Raw genomic sequence first — 22825 nt, 5'->3', positions numbered from 1 at the left:
CTCCAGTGCGACTTCGATGAGGGATGGCCAGGCTCGGTTCCACGCATGTCCGTCCTGCTCCGGTCGAAGGGAAGGAAAGGGGCCCTCTCGCGAGGTCCCCGAGCAGCACACACGACTCCTACGGCTACGGCCCCAGCTTGACGCCGGCGAACTTCAACATTCGGGGTTGCTCCTGGGCTGGGTGTTGCACAGGAGGCCTGCTGCGCTGCCCAGCCGTGAAGAGGTCTGCCTCCTCCTGCTGCTGGGTAGATGGGAATGCGCCGGGATGTGATGGGTATGGAGCCTGGCTGCTCTCCGAGCGGGCTCAGGCTCCGGACGCGCCGAAGTGTACGAAGGGATTAACCGCTGGTGTGGCGCAGCACCAGGGCCTCCAGCCGATCCAGGGCCTTCTCGAGCACCTCCATGGAGGGTCCGAAGGACAGACGCACGTAGTTGCGGAAGCGCGAGGGGCGGGCGCGGCGCTTGCCGGGGTTCACGTCGAAGAACTCGCCGGGGACGGTGATGATCTTCTGGTCGAGCGCGGCGCGGAAGAAGCCCATGCCGTCATTGAGAGGCGCGGGCAGCCCGGACACGTTGCCCCAGACGTAGAAGGTGCCATCGGGGGAGCGGTCCGTGCGGATGCCCAGCCGCTCCAGACGCGAGTGGAAGCGGTCGCGCTTCTCGCGGAAGTGGTGGTTGATGGCGAGCGTCTCCTTCACCACGAGCTGCTCATCCAGGAGGGGAATCGCGGCGCGCTGAAGGGGCCGGCTGCCGCCGCCGTCGAGGAAGCTGCCGGCGCTGGACACGGCCTCGATGACCTGGCGAGGGCCCACGGTCCACGTCATGCGCCAGCCCGGGTAGCGCCAGTTCTTGGTGAGGCCGTCGAAGAGGACGATGGGGTCCTTGTTGACGTCCTCCACGTAGCGGGCGGCGCTCTCCACGGGGAGCTGGCCGGGGCGGCCCGTCCAGACGTAGTGCGAGTAGAACTCGTCGATGAGCAGAGTGCACTCGAGCTCGCGGGCGACGGAGACCCAGCGCGCCAGCTCGTCGCCCTGGACGAGCTTGCCGGTGGGGTTGCAGGGGTTGGAGAAGAGGAGGGCGGAGAGACCGCGGCCCTGGATTTCGCGGCGCAGGTCCTCGTGGGTGAAGGCGTAGCCGCGCTCGCCCTCGAGGAGGATGGGGATGGCGGTGAAGGCCTTGAAGACGTCGAGCAGCTCCTCGTAGGCGGTGTAGTCGGGGAGGAAGTGGCCGAGGTTGACGGAGCCGAGGCTGGCGGCGGCGCGGGTGAGGGCTGCACGGCCGCCGCCGGAGAGGGAGACGTTCTCGGCGGTGTACTGGCTGGGGAGGCCGCGGCGGTAGAGGCGGTTGTAGAGGGAGGCGACGGCCTCGCGGATTTCCCAGAGGCCGGCCACGGGGGCGTACTCCAGGTCATTCACGTCCACGGAGACGCTGCCGATGCGGGGCGGGGCACCGGGGAGCTCACCGGTCTCGGGCTGACCCTGACCGAGGTTGCACCAGTCGGGGTCTCCACCGCGGTAGCCCCGGCGCATGGCCTCGGCGGTGACGTAGATGACGCCCGTGCGAGGCACGGTGCGGAACGCTGGCAGGGAGGTATCGTCGCTCACGCCCGGGACGCTACCGGAGAACGGGCTCCGGCTCACGAGGGAAGCGGCGTTCGAGTCCTGGTCCCGTCACCCGCGCACCAGTGCGGAGAGGATGTCCTTCCAGTGCGAGTACAGGGCGAAGTGTCCTCCGCCCGGCAGGAAGTGGGGCACCGTGCTCGGGATGCGCGAGTGCAGGTAGCGCCCCATCTGCAGCGGCACGATGGAGTCTCCCTCCCAGTACCAGAGGTGCACGGGGATGCGGATGTCCTCGAGCGGGAAGCCCCACGGCGAGGTGAGCAGGCGGGCCTCCTGAATCATTCCCTGCACGCCCTGACGTGAGGCCTCGAAGCGGAAGCCCTTCACCTGTGCGCCGATGGCTGGATTCGACAGCACGGCCCGGTCATCCGCCGAGCACTCCTTCATCAGCGTCTCCAGCGCGCGTTCGGGCTTGCTGCGGACGGACTGGTCATGCAGGGTCATCACCGGCTTCAGCAACCAGCCCGGCCACATGGCCATGCTGTAGGCGGCGCGGTAGTCCCGATTCACCCCCGCCATGGCCCCGGTGCGGTTGAACGGCGCCGAGCCGGAGACGATGGCCGCTCCCGTGAGCCGCTCGCCCAGGCGGTACGCGCAGGCCGCCACGTAGGGGCCTCCCGCGGACACGCCCATGACGGCGAAGCGGCCCAGCCCCAGCGCGTTGGCCAATTGCTCGATGTCCGCTGGCATGTCCAGCAGGGTGCGGCCCTTCTTGAAGTCCGACAGCCCATAGCCCGGCCGGTCCGGTGCGATGAGCCGCACCCCGAGGCTCGCCGTGAGGCCGTCATCCGGGTGCCGCATGTAGCGGGAGCCCGGGTTGCCATGCATGAAGATGACCGGCGAGCCCTCCAGGTTCCCGGACTCGACATAGGCCAGCTTGCGCCCGTCGCGCAGCCGGATGGAGCCCTCTCTCGATTGCACCGTGCCCTCCCGTACCCGCGCCTCGTTCATGCTCCGTCCTCCATCGTCGCCGAGCGCTGTCCCATCCAGCCGGCGATGTGCGGCCATACCTTCACCGGAGCCTTGCTGGATGCCGACAGGCCGATGTGCCCCACCGGGAAGCGCATCGTCTCGCAGTCCTTCGTGCCCACCAGGCCCGGCAGCGGCTCGCTCATGGCGGGCGGGGCGATGTTGTCATGCTCCGCGATGATGTTGAGCACGGGGCACTGGATGCGGCCCAGGTCCACGCGCTCGCCACCCACCTCCATGCGGTTCTGGCAGAAGAGGTTCTGCTGGTAGCAGTCCTTGACGTACTGCCGGTAGACCTCGCCGGGGAAGGGCACCGCGTCCGAGCCCCAGCGCTCCAGGGCGAGGAAGGTGGTGACGAAGCTCGGGTCGTCGATCTGCCGGCACACGTCGAGCCACTTGGTGATGCGCTGCACGGGGCCGGCCATGAAGAAGCCGCTCTCCAGCACGTAGGTGGGCACGTTGCCGTAGGCGTCCACCAGCGAGTCCACGTCGAAGTGCCGCTGCTGCGTCCACAGCGAGTAGATGCCACCCTTGGTGAAGTCCACCGGAGTGGCCTGGACCACCACGTTGCGCACGCCCTCGGGGTAGAGCGAGGTGTAGGCCAGGGACATGGTGCCGCCCATGCAGTAGCCGTAGAGCGTCAGGTCCTCGCTGTCGCTCACGCGCAACGTCCAGCGCACCGCGGAGCGCAGGTGGCCTCCGAGCAGCTCGCTCCAGGTGAGGTTCTGCTCATCCGGCCCGGCCAGGCCCCAGTCGATGGCGTAGACGTCGTAGCCCTGGCGGGTGAGGTACTCGATGAGGCTGCGGCCGGGCAGGAAGTCGAGGATGTACCAGCGGTTGATGAGCGAGTAGACGAAGAGGATGGGCGTGCGGTAGCGGCGCCGGGGCGCGGCGTAGCGGAGCAGGCGCATGCTGCCGCGCGTGTACACCACCGCGTGCGGGGTGGGGCTGATGGGCGGCTCGCGGACGTTGGCGGCCTTCTCGATGAAGGGCTTGAGGTACGGGTAGGGGTTGATGGAGCGGTCCTGCAGGGCCTGCGCGAGCGAGCGCGACACGTCGACCTGGGACGAGACGAACGAGCGGATCCGCTGGAAGGCTTGGGCAGGCCGATTCACAGGAGAACTCCTGGGGGAAGATGGTCCGCTACCATAGCGCGGCGGGGCCCGCATGGGAGCGGGAGGCTCAAGCCTCGAACAACCGGAGAACTGTGTCCGCCGAGGGGAACGGCAGGTTCGAGCGGGGTTTGATGAGCCGGGTCAGCGCGAGCCCCTCCACGGTGGCGAGGAAGGTGCGCGCGAGCTCTCCTGCGGGGACGTCCACCACCTGGCCGGCGCGCTGTCCGTCCTCGATGAGCTCCACCAGCAGTTGAAGGAAGCGCGCGGTGTGGCGGGCGAGTGACTGTTCACCCTCGGTGGGAAGGTTCTCACACGCCTGGGCCTGCACGAGGATGAGCAGGAACGAGGAGTTCTCCCGGGCTTCCTCCAGCATCCGGGAGCAGACGGCATGGAGCTGCTCCCAGGGAGAGCCGGGCGCGCTCCGGGCGTCGGTGAGGAGCTGGATTCCGCCCTGGACGGCCTCCTCGACGAGTGTGAGGAACACCGCCTCCTTGTCCGGGAAGTAATGGTAGACGAGCCCGTAGCTGATGCCTGCCGCGGTGGCGAGGTCCGTCATCTTGGTGGCCGCGAGCCCCCTACGAGCGAAGAGCTCGCGTGCGGCCTTCAGCAGAGCGCTCCTGCGCTCCTCCTTCAGCCGCTGGTTCTGCTGCGCCGTTCGAGGCATGAGGGGCGACCCGGGAGCCGCGAGTCCTACTTGGGGACCGGAGTCTTGCGGCGACGGGGTGAGGGGATGGAGTCGAGGACGGAGGAGGAGGGAGCTGGCTGCTGCTCCTGGCGCTCCAGCAGCTCGACGACGTGCTCGAGCTGCGAGCCGAGCGCCTCGACCTGGTCGCCCATGCGGCGCAGCTGGTCGCGCAGGGCGTCGACCTCGGAGGAGGTGGGCACGCGCAGCGAGTGCAGCGTCTTCTCCATCACCGAGGTGCGGCGGATCTGCTGGGTGAAGCCGCGGCGCATGAGGCCACCGCTGACGCGCAGGAAGGTGGGGCTCTCGGCGAGGCGCGCGGCCACCTGGGTGAGACCCTGCTCGGCCTTCGCGAAGACCTTGCCCGAGCGGGTTTCCGGGCTGGTGAGCTCTCCGACCTTCTTGAGGGCACGGGCGAGCAGGCCAGGGGAGGGGCGGGAGTCTGGGGGATTCATGCCCCCGAATGTACCTCGGACTCAGCGGACGATGGGGACCGTCACCGGGGCCTTGTCGTCAATTTCAACCTCCACCTTACCCAGGCGCCAGAGCACCTCGCTGAAGTGGACGCTCACCCGGTGGCCACGGGCGGTTTCGATGAGGGCCTCGCCCTTCGCGGGGAGGAACTCGCCCACTTCGTACTGCAGCCCGGTGAAGGTGATGCGATCCGTACCGAGGGGCCCGGACACTTCGGCCGGCCCGTCGAACACGAGCGTGGTGCCGCCGATGAGGGGCAGGCCCTCGCGCAGGCCCACCCGCCCGTCCACGCGGTAGCTGCTGCCGGCCCGGTCTGGCAGGTCGCCAGCGGCCTCGGCCCAGAAGCGCTTTTCGTCACCGCAGGTGCCGTAGCCCACCTTGGCCTGGAGCGCCTGGCCATCCACCTTCAGTCCGCGCAGGTCGGCGAAGACGTCCATCCGGTCCTCGCCACCTTGGTAGCGGAAGGCGCTCTGCCCGGACACGGTGTGCCCGTTCACGGAGCACTGGCCTTCAGGGAAGGAGAGCACCACCGCGTCGGTGGTGTCGTCCAGGGCCTCGGTGGTGGCGGTGATGCAGGCCACCTTCACCTGGGCGCCCTCGGTGACGCGGCCCACGAAGGTGCGCCGCGCTTCACCGCAGGTGTAGACGGGCAGGATTCCGAGTAACTCGAGCGCCACACGGGCCTGGTGGGCCGCGTGGACCGCGAGGTCCACCCGTGACTTCGCGTCTTCGATTTCCTCCTTCGTGGGCGGCTCCCGGCCGCAGGCGGTGGCGAGGATGACGAGAGCGAGGCAGGCGCGGATTCTCATGGAGGCATTGTCCTCGAATCGAGGGGCGCCCGGCGACACCCCTACACTGGGGGCGCTGATGACCGGGTGGCGGCTCGGAAGGTTGTACCGGAAGGCGTGAAGGCGGCATGCTCCCGGCGATTTGAACCGGGGGGGATGAAACTGGCCGCTGTCGCCGTGCTCGCGCCCCTCGTCCGAGGCTCCCGACATGGCCCACGCTGAACGCACGCTCTATCAGTTCCCGATCTCCCATTACTGCGAGAAGACCCGTTGGAACCTCGACGCCAAGGGGCTCTCGTTCCGCATCGAGAACCTGTTTCCCGGCGCGCACCGTCTGGTGACGAAGCGGCTGACGAAGGGCGCCCGAGGCACCGTGCCCGTGCTGGTGGACCGGGGGACCGTCGTCACCGACTCGACCGACATCGCGCTGTACCTGGAGCGGGGCTATCCGTCGGCGCCCGCGCTGATTCCCGCCGAGGGGCCCGAGCGCGAGCGGGTGCTCGAGCTGGAGGCCTACTTCGACGAGATGGCCGGCAAGCACGTGCGCCGCTGGGTGTACGCGAAGCTCTTCGCCAGTGGCACGGACATCGAGCCGCTCATGTTCGGCGGCTTCCCGCTGCCGCTGCGTCTGGTGGGACACGTGCTGATCCCCGTCATCAAGCGGGTCATCCGGAGCCAGTACGCGCTGACTCCCGACAAGGTGGCGGAGTCCAAGGTGAAGCTGCTGGAGGGGCTCGACCGGCTGGAGCGCGAGATTCAAGGAGACCCGTCGCGCTACCTGGCGGGTCACTCCTTGTCGATCGCGGACATCGCCGCGGCGTCGCTCTATGCCCCGCTGGTGGGCGCCGAGGGCTCCCCGTTTGTGCTCCGGCCCGGTGAGGTCCTGCCCCCGGAGGTCACCGAGATGCGCGCGGCCGTGATGGCGAGGCCCGCGGGGCAGTGGCTGCTGCGGCGCTACCAGGAGGATCGCCGCGGACAGGCCCGGGGATTCAGCGCCCGCGCGGAGACCGCGAGCGGCTGAGGCCGCCGGAGCTCCCGCTACATGATGCCGGCCGTGATGCCTCCGTCCGCCATGTACACGCCGCCGGTGCTGTAGCTGCTCTCGTCACTGGCGAGGAAGAGGTTCATCCGGGCGATCTCCTCGCTGGCGCCGTAGCGCTTCAGGGGGACCCGTGCCGACAGGGTGCTCTTAATCTGGTCCTCGGCACCAGGCGCGAGCCGCGCGTGGATGGAGACCATCATGTCGTTGTCGACGATGCCGGGGCATACCGCGTTCACCCGGATGCGGAACGGTGCGCCGTCATGTGCCAGCGCACGGGCCAGGCCAATGATGGCGTGCTTGCTCGCGGTGTACGACGAGCTCGCCGGGAAGCCGGCGACACCCACCACCGACGAGGTGAGGATGATGCTTCCTCCTCCTCGCTTCTGCAGTTCGGGGAAGGCGTGCTTGATGGACAGCCAGACTCCGCGCACGTTGGTGGCGATGACCTGGTCGAAGTCCTCCACGGAGTGCTCGGCGATGTGTTGGAAGGGCCCCTCGGTGCCCGCGTTGCTCACCAGCACATCGATGCCGCCGTAGCGCTCCACCGCATGGCGGATGTAGCGCTTCGTGTCCTCGACCTGCGAGACGTCCGCCACGGTGTAGCTGATGTTCTCGTGGTTGATCTCCTGGAGCGTCTTGCGCAGCTTGGCCTCGTTGCGGCCGACGATCAGGACCTTGGCGCCCTCCTGCACGAACAGCTTCGCCGTCGCCGCGCCAATGCCGCTACCGCCGCCCGTGATGATGGCGACCTTGTTGCCCAGCCTCTGCATGATTGCCCCTGTCGGGAGTGATGGGCCGGGTCTGCCCCGGCTCCGCGCATTGTCCGGATGGATGCAACACTGTGGCAAGAGGGCGTCCGGGCTGCCATGTGACGGTGGCCATCCACGCGAGCGACGCCACCTGGTGCGAGCGCTCCGACGCAGTCATCGCCGCACAGGCGCTCGTGCCATCCCGGCTTTCACATGTTGACAAGGAGACTTCACTCACGGTGTGCTGCGGCTCCAGCCTCAGTGGGCTGGTCATCCCTTGGAGGTGCTACATGACGAAGAAGAACGTGATGATGGTCGCCGTGTTGCTCGCGGGTGTGCTGGGTGGTGCGACGGCGGCGGTGGCGTTCTCGCGGTCCGACATGTCCCCCTGCCCGGTGGACTGGACCTGTCGCGACAGCAGGGGCCGTTGCATCCCCTGTCCGGAGGAGTGACCACTCCGCGAATCGCGGGCACGGATGCGCCACGTGAGGAACTGACGTGAGCGCACAATGAGGAGTCGGGAGCCCGAGGAATCGGGCTCCCTCGTCAGAAGCCTGGGCCTCTCGGAGCACGTCCTGCTCAACCCACCAGCAGTCCCAGGGCCGCCCCCCCGAGCACGAGCCAGGCGGAGTTGACGCGGTAGCGGATGAGCAGCACGGCGCTGACGAGCGCGAGGCCCACCGTCCACACGTCCACGAGCGCGGAGCGCCCGAGCTGCCAGGTGACGGTGGCCATCAACGCGAGCGAGGCCACGTTGACGCCGTCGAGGAAGGCACCGGCCACCCACGAGCGGCGCATGCGGGGCACCAGCGGCCCGCTCACCGCGACGAAGAAGAAGGCGGGCAGGAAGATGCCCACCGTGGCCACCACTCCTCCCGGGAACCCTCCGAGCACGTAGCCGATGAAGGTGGCCGTGGTGAAGACGGGCCCGGGCGTCACCTGACCCACCGCCACCGCGTCGAGCAGCTGGGCCTCGGTGAGCCAGCCCCAGCGCTCCACCAGGTCCGCGCGCAGGAAGGCCAGAAGCACGTAGCCGCTACCGTAGAGGACGGAGCCCACCTTCAGGAAGAAGAGGAAGAGGCCGCCGAGGCTGAAGCCCGGGGCCGCCGTCGCCGCCGCCACCGCGCCCAGCGGCAGGCCGGGGACGAGCGCCTTCACCGAAGGGGGTACTCCGCCGCCCTCTCGGCTCCGGGCCACCCGCCGTGACAGCGCCACGAAGCCGCCCGCGAGGAGCAGCAGGAGCAGCTCGTTCACCCCGAGGAAGCCGAGCGCCACGCAGGCCACGCCCACCACCGCGAGCAACTTCGACTTCACCGCTCCGCGCGTCAGTCCCCAGATGGCCTGGAGCACCACGGCGATGATGACGGGCTTCACACCGTAGAGCAGGTGCCCCACCTCCGGCAGTTGCCCGTAGCGCGTGTACACCCAGCCGATGGCGGACACGATGAGGAACGCCGGGAGGATGAAGCAGGTGCCCGCCACCACCAGGCCGCTCCAGCCCGCGCGCCGGTGGCCGATGTGGATGGCCAGCTCGGTCGAGTTCGGCCCGGGGATGAGGTTGGCGGCTCCGAGCAGATCCAGGAACTCCTCGTGCGTGAGCCACTTTCGGCGCCGGACGACCTCGTCCTCCATGAGCGCGATATGGGCCGCCGGGCCGCCGAAGGCCGTCGTCCCCAACCGGAGGAACAGCAGCGCCAGCTCTCGCAGCGCGCGGGCTCGGGGGGTTGCCTCATCCGGTGGCGGGTATGTCGCCTCGGTCACATTCATCTCCGTGCGTCAGACGGGGCCGCGGGGGTCCCTCGCCGCTGCGTAGCAGGAAGACGGCGCTGGACGACATCAGATGTCTGTCACGACGCTCCGTGTCGGAGGGCGCCACTGGGGGAGGGTGGACGCTGCGCTCCTGGTCCGGGCACCATGCGCGCCACCGAAGGCCGGTGGAATCCGGGCGGTTCTGGGAATTCCCAGCCGTCTCCGGGGTTACCTACCTTCGTCCCACCACACAGCACAGCGAGAACGCATGAACAGCATGAAGTTCCTCCGGAATTCCTGGGCGACGAGCACGCTGGGGGCTTGCCTCCTTCTGGGGTGCACGGCCAGCACGCGCAACACCGCGCAGGATGCGGCGGCGCAGACCGCGAAGCCCCGGGCACTCGGCGTCGAGACGAAGAACTTCGACACCGGCGTGCGCCCGCAGGACGACTTCTTCCGCTACGTCAATGGCACGTGGCTGAAGACGGCCCAGATTCCCGCCGACAAGGGCCGTTATGGCTCCTTCATCGAGCTGCGCGACAAGAGCGAGGCCGCCCTGCGCGCCATCATCGAGGAGGCCGCCGCGGCCCCGGACAAGAAGTCCGGCTCGGATCCGCAGAAGGTGGGCGACCTCTACCAGAGCTTCATGGACACGGCGCGCATCCAGTCGCTCGGCTTCGAGCCGGTGCGCCCCGAGCTCAACCGTGTCGCCGCGCTCAAGGACAAGCAGGAGCTGCCGGAGCTGCTTGCCTCGTTCGTGCGCCTGGGCGTGCAGACGCCGCTCGTCTCCTTCGTGATGCAGGACGCGAAGCAGGCGGACCGCTACATCGTCTATGCCGGCCAGAGCGGGCTGGGCCTGCCGGATCGCGACTACTACTTCAAGCAGGAGCCGCGCTTCGTCGAGACGCGCACCGCGTACCTCTCCTATATCGAGACGCTGCTGCGCCTCGCGGGTGAGAAGGATCCGGCCGGCGGAGCCAAGGCCATCCTGGCCCTGGAGACCTCGCTGGCGGAGAAGCACTGGGATCGCGTGCGCAACCGCGACCGCGAGGCCACCTACAACCTCAAGAGCGTCGCCGAGCTGGACAAGCTCACGCCGGGCTTCTCCTGGTCGCGCTATCTCAAGGCCCTGGGCGAGGACAAGACGCCGGGCGTCGTCGTCCGCCAGCCGGACTACTTCCAGGCGCTCGACACGGTGCTGGCCAGCACGCCGCTGCCCACGCTCAAGACGTACCTCACCTTCAAGGTGCTCGACGAGTACGCGCCCCTGTTGAGCAGCCCCTTCGAGGAGGCGAACTTCGTCTTCTACGGCAAGACACTCCAGGGCCTGCAGGAGAACCGCCCCCGCTGGAAGCGCGGCGTGGAGACGGTGGACAACGCGCTGGGCGAGGTGCTCGGCAAGCTCTACGTGGAGCGCCACTTCACCCCCGAGAGCAAGGCCCGCATGCAGGAGCTGGTGAAGAACCTGCAGGTCACCTTCAAGCAGGGCATCGACCAGCTCGAGTGGATGAGCCCCGCCACCAAGGCGCAGGCCCAGGCCAAGCTGGCGAAGTTCAACGTGAAGATCGGCTACCCGGAGAAGTGGAAGGACTACTCCGCGCTCACCGTCGACAAGAACGACCTGGTGGGCAATGTGAAGCGTTCCAGCGAGGTCGAGTTCCGCCGCAACGCGGACAAGCTCGGCAAGCCTATCGACCGGCTCGAGTGGGGCATGACGCCGCAGACGGTGAATGCCTATTACAGCTCGACGATGAACGAGATCGTCTTCCCGGCTGCCATCCTCCAGCCGCCGTTCTTCAATCCCGAGGCGGATGATGCCACCAACTACGGTGCCATCGGCGGCGTCATCGGGCACGAGATCAGCCACGGCTTCGACGACCAGGGCTCCCGCTCGGATGGCGACGGCAACCTGCGCGACTGGTGGACCGCGGAGGACAAGTCCGCCTTCCAGCAGCGCACCGGCATGCTCGCCGACCAGTACAGCACTTTCAGTCCGCTGCAGGGCCTGAACGTCAATGGCAAGCTGACGCTGGGCGAGAACATCGGCGACCTGAGCGGCCTGACGGTGGCCTTCAAGGCCTACAAGCTGTCGCTGGGCAACCAGAAGGCCCCGGTCATCGAGGGCTTCACCGATGACCAGCGCTTCTTCCTCGGCTGGGCCCAGGTGTGGCGCACGCTCAACCGCGACGACGCGCTCCGGCAGCAACTGCTCACCGATCCGCACTCTCCGGGCGAGTACCGGGTGAACGGTGTGGTGCGCAACATGCCCGAGTTCTACTCGGCCTTCGGCGTGAAGGAGGGCGACGGCGCGTACCTGTCGCCCGACAAGCGCGTCAAGATCTGGTGAGCTCTTCCTGAGGGCGCGCACCCGGGGGCACTTCCAAGGCGGCAAGTCATGGCCCGTTTCGGAAATATGCCCCCGGGCTGCTAAGTTCGCGCGCCACCATGAAAATCCGCTCCCTCTCCGCCGTTGCGTGCGCTCTCTGGCTCACGCACTGCAGCCATGCTCCGACGCAGCTGGAGGCCCAGGCTCCCAGCGCGTCTCCCGCTTCCGAGGCCACTTCCGCCTCCGCGTCCCAGGCTCCCGTGCGCCTGGCCTACCCGGTCGCGCAGAAGCAGGACGTGGTCGACGACTACCACGGCACGAAGGTGGCAGATCCCTACCGCTGGCTGGAGAACCCGGACTCGCCCGAGTCCCGCCAGTGGATCGACGCCGAGAACAAGCTCACCTTCGACTATCTGGAGAAGATTCCCGCCCGCGCTCGCATCAAGCAGCGGATGACGGAGCTGTGGGACTACGAGAAGTACGGCATGCCCTGGCGCGAGGGCTCCCGCTATTTCTTCAACCGCAACAACGGCCTGCAGAACCAGTCCGTGCTCTACACGACGGAATCGCTCGGAGCCGAGCCTCGGGTGTTGCTCGACCCGAACACCCTGTCCGCGGATGGCACGGTGGCCCTGGCGGGTCTGGCCATCACCCAGGATGGCAACCTGCTGGCGTACGGTGTGGCCTCCGCCGGTAGCGACTGGAAGGAGTTCCGCGTGCGTGATGTGCGCACGGGCAAGGACCTGCCGGATGTCGTCAAGTGGGTGAAGTTCTCCAACGCCTCGTGGACGAAGGACGGCAAGGGCTTCTTCTACAGCCGCTATGACGAGCCCAAGGCAGGTGAGGCGCTGAGCGGGACCAACTTCTACCAGAAGCTCTATTTCCACAAGCTGGGCACGCCGCAGAGCGAGGACACCCTCGTCTACGAGCGCAAGGACCAGAAGGAGTGGGGCTTCACCGGCTTCACCACCGAGGACGGGCGCTACCTCATCATCAATGTCTCGCGCGGCACCGAGCAGAAGAACCTCGTCTTCTACAAGGACCTGAAGGACCCGAAGGCCAAGGTCGTCGAGCTCCTCAAGGACTGGGATGCGGAGTACGAGTACATCAGCAACGACGGCACGCTCTTCTGGTTCAAGACGGACCTGGATGCGCCGCGCGGCCGGGTCGTCGCCGTGGACCTGCGCAAGCCGGAGCGCAAGAGCTGGAAGGAGATCCTTCCCCAGGGTGAGGAGACCCTCTCCACGGTGAGCCTGGTCAACGACCAGTTCATCGTCAACGTGATGAAGGACGCACACTCCCAGGTGCGTCTGTACTCGCGCGAGGGCAAGGTCAAGGGTGAGCTGGCGCTGCCCGGCCTGGGCACCGCCTTCGGCCTCGATGGCAAGCGTCAGGACACGGAGACCTTCTACGCCTACTCCAGCTACACCACGCCCACGACCATCTACCGGTATGACCTGAAGACGGGCCAGAGCCAGGTGTTCAAGACGCCGTCGGTGAAGTTCGACCCGTCGCAGTACGAGACGACGCAGGTCTTCTACACGAGCAAGGATGGCACGCGCGTCCCCATGTTCCTCAGCCACAAGAAGGGGCTGAAGCTGGATGGGACGAACCCCACGCTGCTCTACGGCTACGGCGGCTTCAACGCGCCGATGACGCCGGGCTTCAGCGTGGCCAACCTGGTGTGGATGGAGCAGGGCGGCGTCTATGCCGTGGCCAACCTGCGCGGTGGTGGCGAGTACGGCCGTGAGTGGCACGAGGCCGGTACGAAGCTGAGGAAGCAGAACGTCTTCGACGACTTCATCGCCGCGGCCGAGTGGCTCATCGCCAACAAGTACACCTCGAGCGCGCGTCTGGCCATCAACGGCCGCTCCAACGGAGGCCTGCTGATTGGCGCGGCGGTGACGCAGCGTCCGGACCTGTTCGGCGTGGCGCTGCCGGGCGTGGGCGTGATGGACATGCTGCGCTTCCACAAGTTCACCATCGGCTGGGCGTGGACGAGCGACTACGGCTCCTCGGAGAACGCGGAGGAGTTCAAGGCGCTCTACGCGTACTCGCCGCTGCACAACCTGAAGCCGGCGCGCTACCCCGCGATGCTCGTCCACACCGCGGACCACGATGACCGCGTGGTGCCGGGTCACAGCTTCAAGTTCACCGCGGCCGCCCAGGCGGCGCAGCAGGGCGAGGCCCCGGTGCTCATCCGCATCGAGACCAAGGCCGGCCACGGTGCGGGCAAGCCCACCACCAAGATCATCGAGGAGTACAGCGACCTGTGGGCCTTCTCGCTGTACCAGATGGGCCTGGGCGGTGAGCCGGCCGTCGCGGCGAACCAGTCCCACTGAGACTTGACGGCGCAAGTGGGCACCCGGGCCCATCCCCGGGTGCCCACTTGCTTCCTTGTCTCCGACTGGAGGGCATCCACCTTGTCCTTGAGGACGACTCGGACAAGGAGATGCTCCATGAAGACGCTTGCCTTGCTGACGGCCACCTGTGCGCTCACCCTCTGGGGTTGTGCCCACGAATCGGACGCGCACGGCGGGGTGCAGGCTGAAAAGCCTCCCATGACGCAGATCGAAAACCCGAAGACGGTGGCGCAGCTGAGCCGCATGAGCGCCCCCACCGTCTACGTCGCCGAGCCCACCGGTGCTCCGGGCAACGCGGTGCTCACCGGTGACGGGCAGATCTGGGCTCCCGAGGAAGCACCCGGCAACACGGTGCTGCGGACCCCCACGGACGTGGAGCGCAGCTTCGATCGGCACACCGACCACCGCCAGACCATCGAGGGAGGCAAGGCCACCGTCATCGACGAGGGCCCGACGGCCAGCGTGTCGCAACGCTAGTCCCACGAGCGCAAGCCTGCCCGGAGCAGGCTTCAGGCGGGCTTGCGCAACTCCTCTACCGCCGCCATGAGGACGGGGGTGTGGTCGGTGAAGCCCTCGAGTGGCGTCCCTCCGGCACGGAGGACCCCCGCCTTGTTGCCCGTCGCTCCAAAGCGTGTTCCGGGCTCCTCGAAGTATCCGCCCCAGAAGGCGTCCTGGATGAACTGGGCCTGCTGCTCGGGGTTCATCTTCCGCCAGGGCGTCCCCGCGCGCAGTGCCTTCACGTAGTCGTAGCCATCGCCGAAACCCTGTGCCCACAGGGACGCGGCGACGTAGCCCCAGCCGTGGTGCTGGTACTGCCAGATGTGCGTGCACTCATGGACGAGCAACCATGCCTTCTCCCCCCGCTGGAGGGCGTCGTAGTCCGGAGAGGGGAGGTTGAGGGTGTTGCCCAGCACGAAGGCCCGGTTGCCGTTGATGCTCGCGATGAACGGGGCCATCCGCACCAGCCGCACGGGCCCGTAGGAGATGCCGTCGCCGAAGACCCGGCGCAGCAACTGGACCTCCGCGTCGCTCAGCGTGCGCTTGTCCGCGTCCGCCCTGCCGTCCACCGCGCGCAGGCCCGGCGACTCCTGCCGCGGGCCCTCGGGTGGTACGGCCCGTGGACGGGATGAATCCTGGCCTCCCATGACGCGGCTCCTCGCGTTGACTCGTGACGAGGAGGTTAGTCCGGCACGGGAAGGCCCGTCACTTCACCGGGGGCACCGCATCCACCAACCGACAGTGTCCCGGCGTGTGGCCTCAGTTCTCGAGCGAGGCGCGCAGGAACCAGGCGTGCTTCTCGAACTCGGTGATGATTCCGGTGAACATGTCCACCGTGTCCGTGTCCTGATGCTGCTCGGCCACCTTGCGGCTCTCTCTCGCACCCGCCAGGTACGCCTCGATGCGCTCCGCCAGCAGCCGCACGTGCTCCAGATCCTTCGTCGTCTCCTGCGGGTAGTCCGGGATGCGGCTCGTCTTCGCCACGTGCCGGGTGGTGCCGTACGCCTTGCCTCCCAGCGTCACGGCGCGCTCGGCCACCGAGTCGTTGTGGTTCGCCAGGCTCACCGCGAAGGTCTCGAAGAGCGGATGGAGCGCCGCGAACTGCGGGCCCTTGATGTTCCAATGGGCGACCTTGATCTGGCTGTGCAGGTCCAACCCGTCCGCCAGGCGCTCGTTGAGCGAGGCGGAGATGGTGGAGCGGCTCTGCTCGGGAAGGTGGCTCGGGCTGCGGTACATACGTTCGTTCCTTTCGTGTTCGTTCGACAGATTCGATGTGTGACGACACAAAACGACGCGCCCCCCGATGTCATCACCGGAGGGCGCGTCTGATGTCAGCGTGAAGCGGAACGCCTACGACTCGAGACCCACGGCCGCCGCGTGGACGACCGAGGCGATGCGGACGGCGTCGTGCACCTGGTCCTCCGAGAGACCTCCCTCGGTGACCACCTTCTCGTGCGACTGCACGCACATCTCACAGCCGTTGATGGCGCTCACCGCCAGGCAGACGAGCTCGAAGTCCACCTTGTTGGTGAGCACCTGCACCAGCCGGTTCATCCGCAGCCCGGCCCGCTTGGTGGAGTACGACTCCTTCCCCACCATGTGGCGGAACCGGTAGTAGACGTTGTTCATCCCCATCAACGAGGCCGCAGCGCGCGCATCCTCGATGACGGGCTCGGCCTTCTCTCCCAACGCCTGGCGGGCCTCGTGCAGCATGGCCTTCTTGAGCAGCTCGTTCCGAGCCGCATAGGCACACGCCACCGCCACCCCCCAACGCTGCTCGGGGGTGAGGCTGTTGTTCTCCAGCACCGACTGGAGATTCAGCCGGGTGTCCTTGTGGGCATCCGCCAGCTCACCGCGAACGACTTCGAGCGACGCCATGGCGTATTACCCCGCCTTCGCCAGCTTCTTGGTGAGGGTCTCCTCGCCCTTCTGCCAGTTGCAGGGGCACAGCTCGTCCGTCTGGAACGCGTCCAGCGTGCGCAGCGTCTCGCCCACGTTGCGGCCCACCGACAGGTCGTTCACCGACACGTGCCGGATGATGCCCTGCGGGTCCACGATGAAGGTCGCGCGCAGCGCCACGCCCGCGTCCTTGTGCAGGATGCCCAGGCCCGCGCTCAGCTCGCGCTTGATGTCCGCCAGCATCGGGAAGGGCAGGTTCTTCAGGTCCGGGTGGTGCGTGCGCCACGCGTGGTGCACGTACTCGCTGTCGGTGCTCAGGCCCAGCACCTGCGCGTTGCGGTCCTGGAAGTCCTTGTCGCGCTTGCCGAACTCGGCAATCTCCGTCGGGCAGATGAAGGTGAAGTCCTTGGGCCAGGCGAAGAGCACCAGCCACTTGCCCTTGTAGCTGTCCTGGTTGATCTCCTTGAACTCCTTGCCCTTCTCGAGGCTCACCACCGAGGTGAGGTTGAAGCTGGGGATCTTGTCGCCAACGGTCAGCATGTGGTTCGACTCCTTTGGGGGTTGAGGCCTGCCTGTCTGCAGGCCGGACAGGGTTTCTTCGCGTACTACCTTGAGCAGCGTTCGTGCCAGGGAATCTCCACCAGTGATTCCAAAGGGTTGACTCCTCCCCACTTCCCTGGACGCCGCCGCCGGACCGGTGCATACCGAAATATCGGTGCCCGGCGCCACTGACATTTCGGTGGCGCCCCGGTTATTTAAACGGACGCATGGCGGATGACATCGTTTCGTCGATAACGCGGGCCGAGCTGCGCAGGGATGCCCGGAACCCGATCGAGCTGGTGACTTCGGAGGAGGCCGTGGCGGAGCTGCTGCGCCGGGGGCTGGACTGGCTCACCCGGGTGGTGCGCTTCGACCTGGCCACGCTCTTCTTGCTGCGAGAAGGGAAACTGGTGGCGGTGGCGGCGAAGGGGCCGCTGGCCTCGGACCAGGTGCGGCACCACGAGCTGCGGCTGACGGACTTCCCCACGCTGCGTCAGGCGCTGGAGACGCGCCGGGCCCGGGCCTTCACCCAGGAGGACCACGCGCACGGGGATGGAGACCCTTTCGATGGGGTGCTGGATCTGCCGCCGGGACACTCGTGCATGGTGGTGCCGTTGTGCGCGGGGGAGCACTGCTACGGGCTGCTGACGCTGGACAGGACGGAGTGCGAGACGTACCCGCAGGCGGTGGTGGACCTGGTGGAGGTGTACGGTCAGATGCTGGCCACGTCGCTCCAGGAAGCCGAGCAGAAGAACACCTTCGAGCGGCTGCACCGGCGGGAGCACGAGCACGCACGGCTGCTGGAGTCTCAGCTGGGCGGAGACGAGGTGGGGGTGCTGGAGACGTCGCGCAGCCCGGCGGTGCGCGAGCTGGCGCTCCGGGCACGGCAGGTGGCGGAGACGGACACGCCGGTGCTGCTGCTGGGCGAGACGGGCACGGGGAAGGAGCGGCTGGCGCGAGCGGTGCACCGCTGGAGCGCTCGGGCGGAGGGCGCCTTCGTGACGCTCAACTGCGCGGCCATTCCCGCGGGGCTGCTCGAGAGCGAGCTGTTCGGCCACGTGAAGGGGGCCTTCACCGGTGCCACTCGAGACAGGGCCGGGCGCTTCCAGATGGCGCACGGGGGCACGCTCTTCCTGGACGAGGTGGGGGAGCTGCCGGTGGAGCTGCAGGCCAAGTTGCTGCGGGCCCTGCAGGAGAAGACCTTCGAGCCGGTGGGCAGCGACCGCACGGTGCGCGCGGATGTGCGGATTCTCGCGGCCACGCACGTGGATCTGCAGAAGGCCATCGCCCAGCGGAGCTTCCGCGAGGACCTGTACTACCGGCTGAGCGTCTTTCCGCTGCGGCTGCCTCCGCTGCGCGAGCGGTTGGAGGACCTGCCCCTGCTGTGCACGTTCCTCCTGGAGGAGCAGGCGAAGCGCACCGGACGGCGGGGGATGAGCGTGACGCCGGAGGGCATCGCCCGGCTCTCGGCCTACGACTGGCCGGGCAACATCCGCGAGCTGGCCAACGCGCTGGAGCGTGCCACCATCCTGTCGCGCAAACCGGAGCTGGGGGCCGAGGCGTTCGACCTGCCCATCCGCGTGCCGGGCACGCCCGTGATCGTGGAGGCTCCTCCCCTGCGTGAGGGCATGGTGCCCACCCTGGAGGAGGTGCAGCGCCAGCACATCCTGCGCGTGCTGACGCTGACGCAAGGCCGGATCTACGGCCCGGGCGGCGCCGCGGCGTTGTTGGGTCTCAAACCCTCCACGCTCCAGAGCCGGATGAAGAAGCTGGGAATCGCCCGGTTGGAGCAATACGTGGCGAAATAGTGGGGGCGCCGAGCCGTTCCATCCGGCGCACCCCTCCCAGGAGGAATCATGAGCGACCCACAGCCGCTGCAGCCTCGAGAAGGTGCGCCCGCTGGCGCACCGAAGCCCGCTTCCTCACGCACGCCCGTGCTCATCACCGTGGTTGCGGTGGTGGCCATCCTGGCCATCGGTGGGTACGCGCTGCTCCGGGGAGGGGAGGAGCCGGCCGCTCCTCCGGCGATGCCTCCCGCCCAGCCCGTGGTCGAGGCCCCGGGGCCGTCCACGGACCAGGCGTCCGTGACTTCCGCTCAGCGCATGCCCCCGCTGGGACAGAGCGACACCCGCGTGCGCGAGCTCGTGGGCCTGCTGTCCCCAGAGCCCACGCTGCAGAAGTGGCTCTCCTCCACCGAGGACCTGGTGCGGCGCTTCTCCTCGGCCGTTGGCAACATCGCCGAGGGGGAGAGCCCGCGCGCCGCGCTCGCGTTCATGGCGCCCCAGGGGGCCTTCCAGGTCGTCGAGCACGACGGCCGCACCGTCATCGCCCCCGACAGCTTCACCCGGTATGACTCCGTGGCGCGTGTCATCACCTCGCTCGATACGCAGACCAGCGCGATGACGTACAAGGCCCTCAAGCCGCTCATCGACGAGGCCTACAAGGAGATCAGCCGCCCCGGTCAGCGCTTCGACCAGACGCTCGCCCGGGCCATCCAGCGGATGCTCGACACCCCCGTGCCCGAGGGGGACATCGAGGTGCTGGACACGCCGGGCGTGAACTACGCCTACGCGGCTCCAGAGCTGGAGCAGCTCAGCGCCGCGCAGAAGCACTTGCTGCGCATGGGGCCGGCCAACGCCCGAGCCATCCAGGCGAAGCTGCGCGAGCTGCGCAACGCACTCGCCCTGCCCACGGCCAGCCGCTGAGCCGGCTCACCGGCCCGGCTGGGGCGCCGCCATGTAGAAGAGGAAGCGCGTCACGGGCCGGTAGCCCATGCGGCGGTACACGGGCAGTCCCACCGGGGTGGCATGCAGCACCGTGCGCTCGATTCCCCAGGCTTGTTTCGCCTCGGCGAGCGCGTGGCGCATGACGGCCTCGGCGCAGCCCAGCTTCCGGTGCGAGGGCAGGGTGGCCACCATCGCGATGTAGGCCACGTCGTCCACCCGGATGACGGCCGCGCTGGTGGCGGCCTCTCCGTGGCGGTAGCCGACGAAGCCCTTGCTGTCGCCGGCGAAGAGGCCCGGCACGTCGAAGGCCTCGCGCCCCACCGGAACCGGTACGTCGTAGCAGAGGGCGTTGACGTCGGCGATGTCGCCGCGCCCCCTCGAGTCCTTCGTCTGGCGTATGTCCATCAACGGCAGGGGCCGCATGGGGGGGGCGAGGCGCTCGGCCACCATGCCGGTGGCCACCATGGTCAGCTTCAGTCCGTGGGGGGCGAACAGTGCTCCGGCCCGCTCTCGCAGCCGCGCCGGTACCCAGTCCTCGCACAGGGCGAGCATCCACCCCCGTCTCCGGGGCACGAAGTAGCGGGCGGCGGCGGCGGCGGCCCGCTCCAGTACCTCCTCCGTCTCTACCGGGGCCGGGAGGAAGGCCGCGTTCATCATCGACCACGAGACGTTGCTCGACGCGACGCACACCTCCGGCAGGTCGTGCACTTCGCCAGCGACGCTGTTCCTGGCGAAGAAACGCCAGGAGTCATGGAACCGGACATTGGACTCGTGGATTTCGTCGATGGACATGTGGGGGCTCAGCGAGAGCCCGCATTATTGGAGCCGCGCTCCCCGAAGGCCAGCGTGGTGAAGGAGCCCGAGGTGTAGAGGAGTTGATAGGCCGCGGCGCTGCCGAGCACGCGCTTGACGTACAGGCGCGTCTCCTCCACGGGAATCTGCTCCACCCACTCGTCCAGCTCGGCGTCGGGGAAGCGCGACAGCCAGCGGTCCACCGCTCCCGGGCCCGCGTTGTAGCTGGCCACTGCGTAGGCCGGGTTGCCCGCGAAGCGCCGCTGCAGGCTGCCCAGGTACGCCGAGCCCAGGCGGATGTTCTCCCGGGGCTCGAGCAGCGCCGACGGCGTGGCCAGTGGCACGTTGAGCTGGCGCGCCACCGCGAAGGCCGTGGCCGGCATGAGCTGGGCCAGTCCCAGCGCACCCGTGGGCGAGCGCGCGTTGGGATTGAAGGCACTCTCCTCGCGGATGAGGGCCTGCATCAGGTCCGGGTTCACCCGCGCCGCGCGGCTGTGCTGCACCACCAGGTTGCGGAAGGTGTGTGGGTAGGCCGCCGCGTAGATGAGGCGCGTCTCCGCCTCGGTGGGGGCGGCCAGTCCCTCACGCCGCAGGGCCCAGGCGATGCTGCGCGCGTAGCGCTCGTAGCCGGACGCGTGGAGGATGTGGAAGAGCAGCCGGATGGACTCCTCGCTGCGGCCCTTGCGGTCCACGGCCAGCAGCTCCGCGGGCGCCTCGCGGTGCTCCAGTCTCATCAGCTCGATGCCGGTGATGAAGTGCGCATCCTGCGCGAGGTTGCCCGCGTCCAGGGGCCAGATGGCCGAGGCGTTGGCGGGGCTGCGCAGCCGCTCCAGCACGGCGCGCGCCCGCTCCGGCGCCTCATGCGTCAGGCGCGAGCGCGCCAGCAACCCGTACCACGTGGCCGCTCCCTCGGCCGCCACCCGCTCCATCAGCGCGTGCGACTCCTCGGCACGGCCCAGCGACAGCAGCACACGCGCTCGCCAGTAGCGGGCCCTCTGCACCGACTCGTGCGTGGAGCCCTTGCCCTTGAGCTCCTCGATGCGCGAGAGCGCCTCGAGCGCCGCTTCATTCTTTCCCTCGGCGCGGTGCACCATGAAGCGCTCGAAGAGGGCCTCGGAGGCGAAGTTGCCGTCCGGATAGCGGGCGATGAGCTGGTCCAGGTAGCCCATGGCCGCTGCCTTGTTGCCACGCTCCAGCGACTTCTGCGCCGCGTAGAAGAGCGCGTCATCCGCGTACGGGTGCTCCGGGTAGTCCTGCGCCAGCTTCAGATAGGTGGCGATGGCGCTGTCCGGCTCCACCACCCCCTCCGAGTAGCCCAGCACGTACAGCGCGCGGGCCCGGAGGTTGGCGTCCTGACACTGCTCGACGACGGGCCGCAGCGCGCGGATGGCCAGCGAGTGCTTGCGCTCCTTGCGCAGCGCCGTGCCGTAGGCGAACTGCGCGCGGCAGGTGAGCGGATCCGGCAGCTCCATCTTCGGGAGCATCCGCTCCAGCATGTTCAGCGCCTCCTGGTTGTGGTGCAGGGACAGCAGCGTCTCGGCGCGCGCCACCTTCCACTTGGGCACGTAGGGCAGATCTCTCAGCCCCTTCACGGCCGCGGAGACCTCCTTGGAGAAGGGATGGAGCGCCCACACCGCGAGGTGGGCCCGGTGCTCGCCGTTGTAGTCGGCCTGGTAGCGCGCGAGCCGGGCGATGGTCAGCCACGCCTCGGCCTGGGCGGGATTGTTCGGCTTGGGCGAGTCCGTCTGGACGAGCGGGGTGAGCGCCGCCACGGCCCCGGCGTAGTCCCGCTTCTTCTTCTCGAGGATGTACGCCATGTCGAAGCGCGCGTCCTCGTAGCGCCGCGCCCCGGGAGATACGGCGCCGTAGTGTTGGATGGCCTCGGTCCACTTGCGCATCCGCTCGTAGGCGCGCGCCGCCTCGAAGTGACAGTAGTCCCGCAGGGGCGGATGGTCCTCCGCCAGGGACGCGAGCTCCTCGGTTGCCGTGGCCCACTGGCCCATGCGCAGCGCGCTCATCGCCCGGAGGTAGCGCACCGGCGGCGTGGCGTCCTGGGTCTCCAGCAACTGACGCGCGGTGCGGTAGCGGCCCCGGTCATACGCGGCCTTCGCCTTCGCCAGCTCTCCTTCGGCGAAGTAGGACTTGATGTCCGAGAGCTCGAACTTGCGCACCCACCGGCGCTCGCCGGGAGCCACGGGCTCCGAGGGTCCGATGGTGAACTCGGGAGGGGCCTCCTCGCTCTCGCTGTCCAGCGAGGAGTCCAACTGGTGCCGGGAGGAGGCACTCTCCGCGAGATCGGAGATGTCTCCCTCCTTCTGTTGGACCGCGTCCTTGGCGCCGGGCGCCGGTTGCTCCTCGGCCCGGGCGGGCGCTACCCAGAGGGCGGCCACGAGCGGCCAGCTCATCCACGTGCTCGCGGACCGCAGGATGCCTCGGAGCGTCGCGTGTTCCAGTCCCACACCATCCCCCTTGTTCGAGGCACGCACATCGCGTG

Annotated in this window: 21 protein-coding genes; 7 read left to right on the top strand and 14 right to left on the bottom strand. The window is 68.4% G+C overall.

What is annotated here, in order from left to right; genetic code table 11:
- Positions 1 to 338: 338 nt before the first annotated feature.
- The 6 genes from DAT35_RS34610 to DAT35_RS34585 all read right to left on the bottom strand — a co-directional run bounded on the left by DAT35_RS34610 (position 339) and on the right by DAT35_RS34585 (position 5668).
- A complete protein-coding gene (locus tag DAT35_RS34610) occupies positions 339 to 1604 on the bottom strand; it encodes a pyridoxal phosphate-dependent aminotransferase (RefSeq protein WP_108073292.1) in 1266 nt (421 codons plus the stop codon).
- Positions 1605 to 1670: 66 nt separating this feature from the next.
- The gene (locus DAT35_RS34605; RefSeq protein WP_108073290.1) at positions 1671 to 2570 is read right to left on the bottom strand and encodes an alpha/beta fold hydrolase; all 900 of its coding nucleotides are present in this window, start codon (positions 2568 to 2570) and stop codon (positions 1671 to 1673) included.
- Entirely contained in the window at positions 2567 to 3703 is a 1137-nt protein-coding gene (locus DAT35_RS34600; protein WP_233261896.1) for an alpha/beta fold hydrolase, read from the bottom strand. The genes DAT35_RS34605 and DAT35_RS34600 overlap by 4 nt, the downstream gene beginning before the upstream one ends.
- A 67-nt stretch (positions 3704 to 3770) precedes the next feature.
- Positions 3771 to 4367, bottom strand: coding sequence for a TetR/AcrR family transcriptional regulator (locus DAT35_RS34595; RefSeq protein ID WP_108073286.1), 597 nt, complete (start codon positions 4365 to 4367; stop codon positions 3771 to 3773).
- 26 nt (positions 4368 to 4393) lie between these two features.
- Positions 4394 to 4840, bottom strand: coding sequence for a hypothetical protein (locus DAT35_RS34590; protein ID WP_108073284.1), 447 nt, complete (start codon positions 4838 to 4840; stop codon positions 4394 to 4396).
- Positions 4841 to 4861: 21 nt separating this feature from the next.
- Positions 4862 to 5668, bottom strand: a complete 807-nt coding sequence (locus DAT35_RS34585; RefSeq protein ID WP_108073282.1) for a hypothetical protein — start codon at positions 5666 to 5668, stop codon at positions 4862 to 4864.
- A 187-nt stretch (positions 5669 to 5855) separates the two neighbouring features.
- Between DAT35_RS34585 and DAT35_RS34580 the strand changes: the two genes are divergently transcribed.
- Positions 5856 to 6668, top strand: coding sequence for a glutathione S-transferase family protein (locus DAT35_RS34580; RefSeq protein WP_108073280.1), 813 nt, complete (start codon positions 5856 to 5858; stop codon positions 6666 to 6668).
- 17 nt (positions 6669 to 6685) lie between these two features.
- Here the strand turns inward: DAT35_RS34580 and DAT35_RS34575 are convergent, their stop codons facing one another.
- Positions 6686 to 7459, bottom strand: coding sequence for an SDR family NAD(P)-dependent oxidoreductase (locus DAT35_RS34575; RefSeq protein WP_108073278.1), 774 nt, complete (start codon positions 7457 to 7459; stop codon positions 6686 to 6688).
- Between the two features lie 269 nt (positions 7460 to 7728).
- Between DAT35_RS34575 and DAT35_RS59340 the strand changes: the two genes are divergently transcribed.
- The gene (locus DAT35_RS59340) at positions 7729 to 7890 is read left to right on the top strand and encodes a hypothetical protein (RefSeq protein WP_158502030.1); all 162 of its coding nucleotides are present in this window, start codon (positions 7729 to 7731) and stop codon (positions 7888 to 7890) included.
- A 127-nt stretch (positions 7891 to 8017) separates the two neighbouring features.
- On the opposite strand, the gene chrA is transcribed toward DAT35_RS59340, so the two are convergent.
- Positions 8018 to 9199, bottom strand: coding sequence for a chromate efflux transporter (gene chrA, locus DAT35_RS34570; RefSeq protein ID WP_233261895.1), 1182 nt, complete (start codon positions 9197 to 9199; stop codon positions 8018 to 8020).
- Between the two features lie 256 nt (positions 9200 to 9455).
- Between chrA and DAT35_RS34565 the strand changes: the two genes are divergently transcribed.
- From DAT35_RS34565 to DAT35_RS34555, 3 genes are all read left to right on the top strand, one after another.
- Positions 9456 to 11534: a M13 family metallopeptidase gene (locus DAT35_RS34565; RefSeq protein ID WP_108073274.1), complete on the top strand. Its 2079-nt coding sequence runs from the start codon at positions 9456 to 9458 to the stop codon at positions 11532 to 11534.
- 98 nt (positions 11535 to 11632) lie between these two features.
- Positions 11633 to 13855: a prolyl oligopeptidase family protein gene (locus DAT35_RS34560; RefSeq protein ID WP_108073272.1), complete on the top strand. Its 2223-nt coding sequence runs from the start codon at positions 11633 to 11635 to the stop codon at positions 13853 to 13855.
- A gap of 117 nt (positions 13856 to 13972) precedes the next feature.
- Complete coding sequence (locus tag DAT35_RS34555) at positions 13973 to 14353, top strand: hypothetical protein (protein WP_108073270.1); 381 nt, start codon at positions 13973 to 13975, stop codon at positions 14351 to 14353.
- Positions 14354 to 14385: 32 nt separating this feature from the next.
- Here DAT35_RS34555 and DAT35_RS34550 read toward each other — a convergent pair whose 3' ends face one another.
- The 4 genes from DAT35_RS34550 to DAT35_RS34535 form a co-directional block, all read right to left on the bottom strand.
- Positions 14386 to 15021 carry a hypothetical protein gene (locus DAT35_RS34550; RefSeq protein WP_108073268.1) on the bottom strand — a complete coding sequence of 212 codons (636 nt, stop codon included), beginning with the start codon at positions 15019 to 15021 and terminating at the stop codon, positions 14386 to 14388.
- A gap of 112 nt (positions 15022 to 15133) precedes the next feature.
- Positions 15134 to 15640 carry a DNA starvation/stationary phase protection protein Dps gene (dps, locus tag DAT35_RS34545; protein WP_255415229.1) on the bottom strand — a complete coding sequence of 169 codons (507 nt, stop codon included), beginning with the start codon at positions 15638 to 15640 and terminating at the stop codon, positions 15134 to 15136.
- A gap of 84 nt (positions 15641 to 15724) precedes the next feature.
- Entirely contained in the window at positions 15725 to 16252 is a 528-nt protein-coding gene (locus tag DAT35_RS34540; RefSeq protein WP_108073264.1) for a carboxymuconolactone decarboxylase family protein, read from the bottom strand.
- Between the two features lie 6 nt (positions 16253 to 16258).
- Positions 16259 to 16813 carry a peroxiredoxin gene (locus DAT35_RS34535; protein WP_108073262.1) on the bottom strand — a complete coding sequence of 185 codons (555 nt, stop codon included), beginning with the start codon at positions 16811 to 16813 and terminating at the stop codon, positions 16259 to 16261.
- 227 nt (positions 16814 to 17040) lie between these two features.
- On the opposite strand from DAT35_RS34535, the gene DAT35_RS34530 reads away from it, so the two are divergent.
- Both DAT35_RS34530 and DAT35_RS34525 read left to right on the top strand, forming a co-directional pair.
- The gene (locus DAT35_RS34530; protein ID WP_108073260.1) at positions 17041 to 18621 is read left to right on the top strand and encodes a sigma 54-interacting transcriptional regulator; all 1581 of its coding nucleotides are present in this window, start codon (positions 17041 to 17043) and stop codon (positions 18619 to 18621) included.
- Positions 18622 to 18669: 48 nt separating this feature from the next.
- On the top strand, positions 18670 to 19518 hold the full coding sequence (locus tag DAT35_RS34525) for a DUF3014 domain-containing protein (RefSeq protein ID WP_108073258.1): 849 nt from the start codon (positions 18670 to 18672) through the stop codon (positions 19516 to 19518).
- Between the two features lie 6 nt (positions 19519 to 19524).
- On the opposite strand, the gene DAT35_RS34520 is transcribed toward DAT35_RS34525, so the two are convergent.
- Both DAT35_RS34520 and DAT35_RS34515 read right to left on the bottom strand, forming a co-directional pair.
- On the bottom strand, positions 19525 to 20331 hold the full coding sequence (locus tag DAT35_RS34520; RefSeq protein WP_108073256.1) for a GNAT family N-acetyltransferase: 807 nt from the start codon (positions 20329 to 20331) through the stop codon (positions 19525 to 19527).
- Between the two features lie 8 nt (positions 20332 to 20339).
- A complete protein-coding gene (locus DAT35_RS34515) occupies positions 20340 to 22736 on the bottom strand; it encodes a transglycosylase SLT domain-containing protein (protein WP_158502029.1) in 2397 nt (798 codons plus the stop codon).
- Positions 22737 to 22825: the final 89 nt, after the last annotated feature.

Source organism: Vitiosangium sp. GDMCC 1.1324 (assembly GCF_003044305.1).
GTDB lineage: Bacteria > Myxococcota > Myxococcia > Myxococcales > Myxococcaceae > Archangium.
The sequence above is the reverse complement of the archived record's forward strand: the minus strand, read 5'-3'. Positions and strand labels throughout refer to the sequence as shown.